A 10503-nucleotide genomic window follows, 5' to 3' on the forward strand; every position below is an offset into this window, starting at 1 on the left:
AAGGCGAACACCGGTTCGCCTTTTTTATTGCCGTCCGGCGCCCGTCGAAAAAGAGTGTTCAAGCATGTTTGATACCTTCCGCAAGTACAACAAAGTCGTGATGATTTTCTTGTTCTTGCTGATCATTCCCTCGTTCGTCTTCTTTGGTGTCGAGCGCTACCAGGGCATGGGCGGCGACGAGAAGGTGGCCCGCATCCAGGGTCACGACATCACCAAGCCCGAGTGGGACCAGCAGCACCGCGTCGAGACCGACCGCATCCGCCAGCAGTCGCCCAACGTCGATCCGACGCTGCTCGATTCCGACGCGCTGCGCTACGCCACGCTGGAGCGCATGGTGCGCGATCGCGTGCTGGCGGCCGCGGCGGTCAAGACCAACATGTCGGTGTCCGAAGACCGCCTTACGCGCATGTTCGCGCAGGACGCCGGCCTGGCTGCGTTCCGCACGGCCGACGGCAAGTTCGACCGCGAAGCCTTCCTGCGCGCCACCGGCCGCACGCCCGAGCAGTACGAAGCATCGGTGCGCGCCGACATGGCCTCGCAGCAGGTGCTGCTGGGCGTGACGGGCACGAGCTTCGCACCGGCGGCGCTGACCGCGGCCACGGTGAATGCCTTCTACGACCGCCGTGAAATCCAGGTCGCGCGCTTCGCGCCCGAGAGCTTCGCGTCGAAGGTCACTGTCAGCGATGCCGACATCGAGACCTACTACAAGGACCACACGTCGCAGTTCCAGGCGCCGGAGCAGGCCAGCATCGAGTACCTCGTGCTCGACCTCGAAGCCGCGAAGAAGAACATCGTCGCGAACGAGGCCGACCTCAAGACTTACTACGAACAGAACACCGCGCGCTTCGGCACCAAGGAAGAACGCCGTGCAAGCCACATCCTGATCACCGCGCCGGCCAGCATGTCCAGCGGCGACCGCGCCAAGGCGAAGGCCAAGGCCGAGCAGTTGCTGGCCGACGTGAAGAAGGCGCCGGCCACCTTCGCCGACGTGGCGCGCAAGAACTCGCAGGATCCCGGCTCGGCCGAGAAGGGCGGCGACCTCGATTTCGTCACGCGCGGCGCGATGGTCAAGCCTTTCGAAGACGCGATGTTCGCGCTCAAGAAGGGCGACATCAGCGACCTCGTCGAGACCGAGTTCGGCTATCACATCATCCAGCTGACCGACATCAAGCCGGCCGTGGTGCCGCCTTTCGAGAAGGTGCGCGCGACCATCGAGAACGAAGTGCGCGCCCAACAGGCCACGCAGGAATTCGCGAAGGCTGCGGAAATTTTCACGGACACCGTCTATCAGCAACCCGAGAGCCTGAAGCCGGCCGCCGAGAAGCTGAAGCTCACGATCCAGACTGCCACCAACGTGCCGCGCACGCCCGCGCCGGGCGCCACCGGCCCGCTCGCCAGCCGCAACTTCCTGCAGGCGCTGTATGCCTCCGACTCGCTCGACCGCAAGCAGAACACCGAAGCCATCGAGGTCGGTCCGAACCAGCTCGCATCGGGCCGCGTGACGCAGTACACGGCCGCGCATCCGATTCCGCTGGCCGAGGTGAAGGACAAGATCCGCGCACAGCTCATCACCGAGCGCGCCGCAGCACTGGCCAAGACCGAGGGCGAAGCCAAGCTCGCTGCCTGGAAGGTGAAGGCCGACGGCGCCACCTTCGGCGCGCCGGTCACGGTGTCGCGCATCGATGCGCAGTCGCAGCCCGCACCGGTGATCGACGCCGCACTGCGTGCCGACGGCGCCAAGCTGCCCGCGCTGCTCGGCGTGGATCTCGGCACGCAAGGCTATGCCGTGGTCCGCGTGACCAAGGTCGTGCCGCGCACGCCGCCGACGGCCGAACAGGCGCAGCAGGAAAGCATGCAGATCGCCCAGTCGGTGACTGCCGCCGAAGCCGCTGCCTACTACGAGCTGCTGAAGCAACGCTTCAAGGTGGAGATCCTCGTGCCGAAGCCGGCCGACACGCTGCCGACCGCTGCGGCGGCGCGCTGAGACAGACGGGCAACCGCTGCTCGCAACAAGCCCGGGTTCGACGACCCGGGCTTTTTTTTTGGTCGCACGAGGGACAAGCGCGTGTCGCGCTTCTTGCCAGAATCCGGCGCATGGGAACCCTTTACCTCGTGCGCCACGGGCAGGCCAGTTTCGGTGCTGCCGACTATGACAACCTGAGCGAACTCGGCCACCGGCAGGCCGTGCGCCTGGGCGAATACTGGCGCGAGCGCGGCATGCGTTTCGATGCCGTCATCACCGGCACGCTGAAGCGCCACAAGCAGACCTGGGAGGGCATCGCGCAGGGGCTCGGGCTGTCGCGCGACGACGTGCTGCCGTGGCCGGGACTCAACGAGTACGACAGCGAGGCCGTCATCGCCACGGTGCACCAGGGCAAGCTAGAGAAGCCTGATTCACCCGAGATGTACCGGCATCACTTCCGTCTGCTGCGCGATGGACTCGGCGCATGGATGCAGGGGCGCACGGCACCTGTCGGCATGCCGAGCTACGTCGACTTCCTGGCCGGCGTGACCACGGCGCTCGACCACGTGCGCGAGCGGCACCACGGCGCGAAGGTGCTGGTCGTGTCGAGCGGTGGGCCGATCAGCACCGCGGTCGGCCATGTGCTGGGCACCAGCGCCGAGACGACCATCGAACTCAACCTGCGCATCCGCAACAGCTCGGTGACCGAGTTTGCCTTCACGCCGAAGCGGCACATGCTCGTGACCTACAACACCTTGCCGCATCTGGACGGCCCGGCCTACGAAGACTGGATCACCTATTCCTGAGCAGGGTCAGGCCTGCCAGACGCCGTAGCCGGCGCGGCGCAGGGCGATGCCCAGGTCAACCTCCATCAGCCGTGCATCGTCATACGGCATCGGGTTGTAGCGTTCGTAGAGTGCGGGCAGCAGCCGCAGGCCGAACTCCTGCACGAAGCGGTTGGCCTGAATGCCGGCCTTGTGCTTGTCGAAGCGGATGTCGGGGTCCAGGCCGGTCATGCCGACATAGACGAAGGGCTTGCCGAGTTGGTAGTCGGGGTTGGCGCGCCGGAAGCGGCCGTTGTTCCAGACGCGGTCGTCGAGTTCGACCACATAGACGTGGTGACGGGCGCGTGGTTTGCGGGGCATCGGTGGGAAGGCCTCGCGAGGCTGGCTGAAGAAGTGTGGGGCCCAGGCAGCCGGAAGAACCGCCGGCCGCGTTGCGCGGCACGGCGTCAGAGGTGTCAGCTCTTGCGCTTGATGAGGCCGTAGAGAATCAGCAGCACGATCGCGCCCAACACGGAGGCGATGAAGCCGGCGCCCTGGCCGGCGGTGTACCAGCCCATTGCCTGGCCGAGGTAGGTCACGCCCAGCGAACCTGCAATGCCGATCAGCGTGGTCACGATGAAGCCGGCGGAATCGTTGCCCGGCTTGACGGCCCGCGCCACGAGACCCACGACGAACCCGATCAGGATAGTCCAGACGATGCTCATGAAGAAGTTCCTTTGATGAAGTGAAGTGGCGAAAGCCGGGCCCGGTTGGGCCGCTCGCATTCATGATAGCGGAGCCATTCGCGCGTCGGCGTCGGCCTGGCACATCGAACGGGCGACTGCGAAGTTATGCCCATGGGGCAGGGCGCATGTGTGGCGGCAGGCCATCGCGGACGGTCTCTGAAGGCGCTGGGTTGCATGTCAATGTGGCATTTCAGCGTCTTTGGTGATCGCGGGAGCGAAAGCCGCGATTTTTAACGCTACAATCAGAGGCTCTACGGTGGCTGTAGCTCAGTTGGTAGAGTCCCAGATTGTGATTCTGGTCGTCGTGGGTTCGAGTCCCATCAGCCACCCCAAAAAATTCAGTCCCAGCGCTATTTCTCAATAGCACCCAAGGGATTCCAACGCCGGGCCTGCCCGGCGTTGTCATTTCTGGCTTCGCCGTCGCTTCAAGCGCCAGGTTGTACGCCGCATTCTTTCCCAGCTACCCCCGATTTTGAAAGTGCCCAAAATGGTGCGCATGTGTTGCGGGTTGTTGCATTCCGCCAATGCGCCTGCATTTTTCTGCTGAAAAGGCGCTTGTGGCAAAAGTGGTTTGAATTAGAATTCAGCCGTTTTCAATTCACAACAGGAGTCCAACAATGGCTTCGTCACTCGCCGATATCAATTCCCAGATCCAGAAGCACGACGAGCAGATTGCGCAATTGCGCAAGCAGGCCGAAGACCTGCGTAACCAGGAACGGGCCGGCGTGATCGAAGAAGTGCGCAGGAAGATTGCGGAATACGGTTTGACCGCTTCCGATCTGAAGCTGGGTGGTGGCCGTGCCGCCGCAACCAAGCGCAGCGCAGGTCCTGCAGCCGCCAAGGCCGCCGCCAAATACCGCGGCCCGACGGGCGAAACCTGGTCCGGTGGCCGTGGCCGCAAGCCGCGCTGGGTCACGGAAGCCCTGGCAGCCGGCAAGTCGCTCTCCGATTACGAGATCAAGTGATTGCCTGCAGAATCAGTTGGACATTCGCCCAATAAAAAAGCCCGCTTCGGCGGGCTTTTTTATTGGAAGGCGCGCACAGTGACGTGCGCGCGTCCGATCAGTTCACCATCACCAGTTTTCCCTTGACGCCGCGCGATCCCATGTGCGCATAGGCGGCCTTCAATTCGGCCATCGGCATCGTGCTGTCGATCACCGGCTTGATTTTTCCCTGGCCGTACCACTGGGCCAATTCGGCCATCATCTGTGCATTGGCCTTGGGTTCGCGCTTGGCGAAATCGCCCCAGAACACGCCCACGAGCGACGCGCCTTTGAGCAGCGTGAGATTCAATGGCAGCGACGGGATCGGGCCCGATGCAAAACCGACCACCAAATAGCGACCGCGCCAGCCAATCGAGCGGAATGCCGGTTCTGCGAAATCGCCGCCCACGGGGTCGTAAATCACATCCGGGCCTTTGCCGTCGGTCGCGGCTTTGATGGCATCGCGGAAACCATTGGGCAGTGCGTGCGTCGTGTAATTGATCGTCGCGTCGGCGCCGATCGAGCGACACAGTTCGCACTTTTCGTCGGTCGATGCCGCGGCGATCACCTTGGCGCCCGCCGCCTTGGCGATCTGGATGGCTGCGGTGCCCACGCCGCCGGCCGCGCCGAGCACCAGCACGGTTTCGCCCGCCTTGAGTTGCGCGCGGTCCATCAGTGCGTGCCACGAGGTGGCGTAGATCATGATGAAAGCGGCAGCATCCACGTGGCCGAAACCTTCGGGCAGCGGCATGCACAGCGCAGCGGGTGCCAGCGTGTGGGTGCCGAAGCCGCCGGTGCCCGACAGGCACGCCACGTTCTGGCCGACCTTGAGGTGCGTGACGCCTTCGCCCACCGCCTGGATCACGCCCGCATATTCCGATCCGGGAACGAAGGGCAGCGGCGGCTTCATCTGGTACTTGTTCTGCACGATCAGCAGGTCGGGAAAATTGAGGCTGGCCGCCTTGATCTCGATCAGCACCTGGCCCGGGCCCGGCGTGGGGGTGGGCAGTTCTTTCCAGGTCAGCGCGTCGACGCCGGTGGGGTTTTCGCAAAGCCATGCGTGCATGCTCGGGGTCTCCTTCGAATGAGTCGTGTGGGCAATGAATTCGGGGCGATGATAGGCGGCGCTGTGGTGCGGCGTTGTCCCTGCTGCGACGCACCCCGCACCTACAATCCGCTGCACCCAGAAGCACCATGAAGATACTTATTTCCAATGACGATGGCTTTCAGGCGCCGGGCATCGTCGCGTTGCACGACGCACTCAAGGACATCGCCGACGTCGAGGTGGTGGCACCCGAGCACAACAACAGCGCCAAGTCGAACGCACTCACGCTGGCCGCGCCGCTGTATGTGCACAAGGCGCACAACGGTTTCCGCTACGTGACGGGCACGCCGGCCGATTGCGTGCACATCGCGCTCAAGGGCCTGCTCGACTACCGGCCCGACCTGGTGGTCTCGGGCATCAACAACGGCGCCAACATGGGCGACGACACCATCTATTCAGGCACCGTGGGCGCGGCGATGGAGGCCTACCTGTTCGGCATCCCGGCCATCGCCTTCTCGCAGATTGAAAAAGGCTGGGCACACGTGGATGCGGCGGCCCAGGTGGCGCGACGGCTGGTGCAGCAGATCGAGCGCGAGAAGATGCTCGGTGGCCCCGCCTTCCTGCTCAACGTGAACGTGCCGAACCGCCCGTTCGACGAACTGAAACCGGTCAAGGTGTGCCGGCTCGGGCGCCGCCACGCGGCCGAAAAGGTGATCACGCAGGACAGCCCGCGCGGCGAAACCATGTACTGGATCGCCGGTGCAGGCAGCGCCAAGGACAGCGGGGAGGGCACCGACTTCCACGCGACCGCGGCCGGCCACATCGCGCTGACGCCCTTGCAGATCGACCTGACCGACCACGCCAACCTGGGCCAATGGCGCGAGACGGTCGCCCGTCTCGGCAATTGACGACATGGCGACCCCTCCGCGGCCCAGTTTCCCGGTTCGACTGACCCCCACCGCCTCGGCCGCCACGCGCGGGCGCATGCCCGCCGTGCCGGTCAAGCCGATGGTCCCGTCCACGCCCTCGATGGCGTCCGACGCCGTGCGGGCGCGCATGGTGCAAAAGCTCGCGGCGCAGGGCATCACCGATGCGCGCGTACTGCGCGCCATGGGCACCGTCGAGCGGCATCGCTTCGTCGACAGCGCGCTGGTCAACCAGGCCTATGAAGACACCAGCCTGCCGATCGGGCTGGGGCAGACCATTTCCAAGCCCAATGTGGTGGCCCGCATGATCGAGCTGCTGCTGGGCGCGCCGGCGCTGGCCGGCAAGCCGCAGGAGCGGCTGGGTCGCGTGCTCGAGATCGGCACCGGCTGCGGCTACCAGGCCGCGGTGCTGAATGAAGTGGCGACCGAGGTCTACAGCATCGAACGTCTGCGCGGACTGCACGAGCGCGCGCGCACCAATCTGCGGCACTTCCGCCTGGCCACCGTCCACCTGATGTTGGGCGACGGCATGATCGGTTATGCGAAGGGCGCGCCGTACGCGGGCATCATCGCCGCGGCAGGCGGCGAGGCCGTGCCCGAGGCCTGGATCGCGCAGCTCGCGGTGGGTGGGCGCATCGTCGCGCCGACCCATTCCGCCACCGGTGGACAGGCCCTCGTCGTGATCGACAAGACCCCCCGTGGGCTCGAGCGGCGCATTCTTGAGGCGGTTCACTTTGTCCCCCTAAAATCGGGCATCGCTTGAAGGAATAACAAATGCAGGGTTTTGGCAATCGGAGTTTGTTCGCAGGCATCACGTTGGCTGTTGTGCTCGTGATCGCGGGCTGCTCCGCACCGCGCGGTCCCGCACCGGTCGAAGACCGGGGCACCATGACGCGCGCACCCGGGGCAACGACGCCCGGCGGTCCTCCCATCACGACCGACGCGTCCGGCAAACCGCTCCCCGGTATCGAGAACTACGGCAAGCCCGGCTACTACGCCGTGCGCCCCGGTGACTCCATCCGCCGCATCGGCAGCGAAACGGGCCAGCGCTGGCAGGACATCGTGCGCTGGAACAACCTCGACAACCCCGACCTGATCGAAGTCGGCCAGGTCTTGCGCGTGATTCCACCGACCGGTGGCAGCACGGCGGTCGCCACGGCACCGTCCACCTCTGCGCCTGCTGCGGCCACCGAGGCGACCACCAAGCCGGTGGCCCCGCAGGCGTCCGTCACGCCGGCCGTGCCGGCCAGCGGCGCGAGCGGCACCACCAAGCCGCCTGTCACGGCCTCGCCTTCGGGCCCGAGCAGTTCGGGTGACGACGACCTGGGCTGGATCTGGCCTGCCAGCGGTTCGCTGATCGCCGGTTTCGACGAAGCCAAGAACAAGGGCTACGACATCAGCGGCAAGGCCGGCGACCCCGTGCTGGCCGCGGCCGACGGCCGTGTGGTCTACGCCGGTGCCGGCCTGCGCGGCTACGGCAACCTGATCATCCTGAAGCACAACAACACCTACCTCACGGCGTATGCGCACAACCAGACGCTGCTCGTGAAGGAAGACCAGTCGGTTCAGAAGGGCCAGAAGATCGCCGAAATGGGCAACAGCGACGCCGATCGCGTGAAGCTGCATTTCGAGATCCGCCGCCAGGGCAAGCCCGTCGACCCGTCGCGCTACCTGCCCAACCGGTGATGCCATGGCTGCCTCCCGCCCTCTTCGCACACTGCCCGTGCGTGGGCTGGCGGGGCAGGGCAGCCCTTCACCTCGAAGCAACGGTGGCCGCAATGGCCATCAGGACAGCGGCGACGAGCCGCTGAGCACGGACTCTCTTCCCGACGACCCCGCAGCGGATCCGTCGATTCCCTCGGCAGCATCGGCCCCGCCTCACGGCACCGCCGCCGAGGTCATGGGCGGCGAGGGCGCCGATGCCCTGACCATCTACCTGCGCCAAGTCCGGCGCACCGGGCTCTTCACTCCCGCCGAGGAATACACCACCGCCTGCGCCGCACGCGCCGGCGATTTCGCGGCGCGGCAGTCGATGATCGAGCACAACCTGCGGCTCGTGGTCAACATCGCCAAGAACTACCTGGGGCGCGGCATGCCGCTGTCCGACCTCATCGAGGAAGGCAACCTCGGGCTGATGCATGCCATCACCAAGTTCGAGCCTGAGCGCGGGTTTCGCTTCTCCACGTATGCGACCTGGTGGATCCGCCAGTCGGTCGAGCGCGCCGTCATCACGCAGTCGCGGGCGATCCGCCTGCCGGTGCATGTCGTGCGCGAACTGCAGCAGGTCCTGCGTGCGCGCCGCACGCTCGAGGGCGATGCGGAGTTCCTCGCGAGCCGGCCGGACGGCGTGCGCGTCGAGGACGTGGCCGCACTGCTCGGTCGCGAGGTGCAGGCGGTGGCCGACCTGCTGGCGCTGGCCGAGGCGCCGCGTTCGCTCGATGCGGGCGACGCGCGCGGCGAGGAAGGCTTCACGTTGGCCGACACCGTGGCCTCTGACGACGAGCAGGGCAACCCTGCCGGCGTGACACACACGCACGAGGTGGAGCGCCTGCTCGACCAGTGGGTGCAGGCCCTCAACGCGCGGGAGCGCGAGGTGCTCGAAGGTCGCTACGGCCTGCACGACCGGGAGCCCGAGACGCTCGAGGTGCTGAGCGTGCGGCTGGGCCTGACACGCGAGCGCGTGCGGCAGATCCAGAACGAGGCCCTGGCCAAGATGCGCAAGCAGCTGGCGCGCTCCGGCGTCGGCCGCGACGCGCTGTTCTAGCGGTGTGAAGAAAAGAAGGTAACCCGTCGCGGCCGGACCGCCCCGGCCACGCTGAGACAATCGGGGGATGACGGAATCCATCGAAGAAAAGAAAGTCCCCGCGAGCCCCGCCGAAGAATGGCTCCAGGTCGAGTCGCTCGACCTGGACGCGCAAGGCGTCTCCCACAAGTCCGACGGCATGGTCGTGTTCATCGAAGGCGCGTTGCCCTTCGAGGAGGTGCAGTTCAACGTCCACCGCCGCAAGAACAACTGGGAGCAGGGCACGGTCACGCAGATCCGCCGCGAATCCTCGCAGCGCGTGCGCCCCGGTTGCCCGCATTTCGGCCTGCACACGGGCGCGTGCGGCGGCTGCAAGATGCAACACCTCGACGCCGCCGCCCAGGTGGCGGTGAAGCAGCGTGCGCTGGAAGACAACCTCTGGCACCTGGGCAAGGTCAAGCCCGAGAACGTGCTGCGCCCGCTCGAAGGCCCGGCCTGGCACTACCGCTACCGCGCGCGCCTGTCGGTGCGCCACGTGGTCAAGAAGGGCACGGTGCTGATCGGCTTTCACGAGCGCAAGAGCCGCTACCTGGCCGACATGCAGGTCTGTCCCGTGCTGCCCAAGCAGGTCAGCGCCATGCTGATGCCGCTGCGCGCGCTGATCGGTTCCATGGACGCGCGCGACACCTGCCCGCAGATCGAGCTGGCCTGCGGCGACGCGCCGGATTCGACCGCGCTGGGCACCATCGCCCTGGTGCTGCGTCACCTGGAGCCGCTGTCGGGCGCCGACATCGGGCGGCTCAAGGCGTTCGCCGCCGAGAACGAGGGCGTGCAATGGTGGCTGCAGGCCAAGGGCCCGGACACCGTGAAGCTGCTGGAAGAGGGCGGTACGCCGCTGGCCTACCGCCTGCCCGCGTTCGGTGTGACGATGCCGTTCAAGCCCACCGATTTCACCCAGGTCAACCCGCACATCAACCGCGCGCTGGTCGGCAAGGCGCTGCGCCTGCTCGACGTGCAGCCCGAGGAGCGCGTGATCGACTGGTTCTGCGGCCTGGGCAACTTCACGCTGCCGCTGGCGAGCCAGGCGCGCGAGGTGCTGGGCATCGAGGGCAGCGACACGCTGGTGGCACGCGCCACCGACAACTTCCAGAGAAATCAGCCTGCAACGCCCGAGCGGCGTGCGCTGTCGTCCACCCGGTTCGTGGCCCGCAACCTGTTCGACATGACGCCCGAGATGCTGGTGGCCGACGGCAGCGCCGACAAGTGGCTGGTCGACCCGCCGCGGGGGGGGGGGGGCGGGGGGTCGCGGCCATACCCATAGCCACCTTGCGAA

11 protein-coding genes and 1 tRNA gene are annotated in these 10503 nt (G+C 66.3%); 9 read left to right on the forward strand and 3 right to left on the reverse strand.

The window, feature by feature from the left end; translation table 11 throughout:
• The first annotated feature begins 64 nt into the window (after positions 1–64).
• Both AC07XP_RS27795 and AC07XP_RS27800 read left to right on the forward strand, forming a co-directional pair.
• On the forward strand, positions 65–1984 hold the full coding sequence (locus AC07XP_RS27795) for a SurA N-terminal domain-containing protein (protein ID WP_495266484.1): 1920 nt from the start codon (positions 65–67) through the stop codon (positions 1982–1984).
• 110 nt (positions 1985–2094) lie between these two features.
• Entirely contained in the window at positions 2095–2769 is a 675-nt protein-coding gene (locus AC07XP_RS27800) for a histidine phosphatase family protein (RefSeq protein WP_495266485.1), read from the forward strand.
• 6 nt (positions 2770–2775) lie between these two features.
• Here the strand turns inward: AC07XP_RS27800 and AC07XP_RS27805 are convergent, their stop codons facing one another.
• A complete protein-coding gene (locus tag AC07XP_RS27805; RefSeq protein ID WP_095744681.1) occupies positions 2776–3108 on the reverse strand; it encodes a hypothetical protein in 333 nt (110 codons plus the stop codon).
• Between the two features lie 95 nt (positions 3109–3203).
• Positions 3204–3452 (reverse strand): GlsB/YeaQ/YmgE family stress response membrane protein, encoded by a 249-nt coding sequence (locus tag AC07XP_RS27810; protein WP_062479046.1) that lies wholly within the window; start codon positions 3450–3452, stop codon positions 3204–3206.
• A gap of 277 nt (positions 3453–3729) precedes the next feature.
• Between AC07XP_RS27810 and AC07XP_RS27815 the strand changes: the two genes are divergently transcribed.
• Together AC07XP_RS27815 and AC07XP_RS27820 are read left to right on the forward strand one after the other, a co-directional pair.
• Positions 3730–3805 (forward strand) — tRNA-His (locus AC07XP_RS27815).
• Between the two features lie 285 nt (positions 3806–4090).
• On the forward strand, positions 4091–4438 hold the full coding sequence (locus AC07XP_RS27820; RefSeq protein ID WP_056583066.1) for an H-NS histone family protein: 348 nt from the start codon (positions 4091–4093) through the stop codon (positions 4436–4438).
• Between the two features lie 97 nt (positions 4439–4535).
• Here the strand turns inward: AC07XP_RS27820 and AC07XP_RS27825 are convergent, their stop codons facing one another.
• On the reverse strand, positions 4536–5522 hold the full coding sequence (locus AC07XP_RS27825; protein WP_095744683.1) for an NADPH:quinone oxidoreductase family protein: 987 nt from the start codon (positions 5520–5522) through the stop codon (positions 4536–4538).
• A gap of 128 nt (positions 5523–5650) precedes the next feature.
• Here AC07XP_RS27825 and surE point away from each other — a divergent pair, with 128 nt between their 5' ends.
• From surE to rlmD, 5 genes are all read left to right on the forward strand, one after another.
• Entirely contained in the window at positions 5651–6409 is a 759-nt protein-coding gene (gene surE / locus AC07XP_RS27830; protein ID WP_062479041.1) for a 5'/3'-nucleotidase SurE, read from the forward strand.
• A 4-nt stretch (positions 6410–6413) separates the two neighbouring features.
• Positions 6414–7190 carry a protein-L-isoaspartate(D-aspartate) O-methyltransferase gene (locus AC07XP_RS27835; RefSeq protein ID WP_095950964.1) on the forward strand — a complete coding sequence of 259 codons (777 nt, stop codon included), beginning with the start codon at positions 6414–6416 and terminating at the stop codon, positions 7188–7190.
• Positions 7191–7201: 11 nt separating this feature from the next.
• The gene (locus AC07XP_RS27840) at positions 7202–8113 is read left to right on the forward strand and encodes a peptidoglycan DD-metalloendopeptidase family protein (RefSeq protein WP_062479036.1); all 912 of its coding nucleotides are present in this window, start codon (positions 7202–7204) and stop codon (positions 8111–8113) included.
• A gap of 4 nt (positions 8114–8117) precedes the next feature.
• Positions 8118–9191, forward strand: coding sequence for a sigma-70 family RNA polymerase sigma factor (locus AC07XP_RS27845; protein ID WP_070059618.1), 1074 nt, complete (start codon positions 8118–8120; stop codon positions 9189–9191).
• Positions 9192–9258: 67 nt separating this feature from the next.
• The gene (rlmD, locus tag AC07XP_RS27850) at positions 9259–10491 is read left to right on the forward strand and encodes a 23S rRNA (uracil(1939)-C(5))-methyltransferase RlmD (protein ID WP_495266486.1); all 1233 of its coding nucleotides are present in this window, start codon (positions 9259–9261) and stop codon (positions 10489–10491) included.
• Positions 10492–10503: the final 12 nt, after the last annotated feature.

Source organism: Variovorax sp. GW531-E2 (assembly GCF_059423125.1).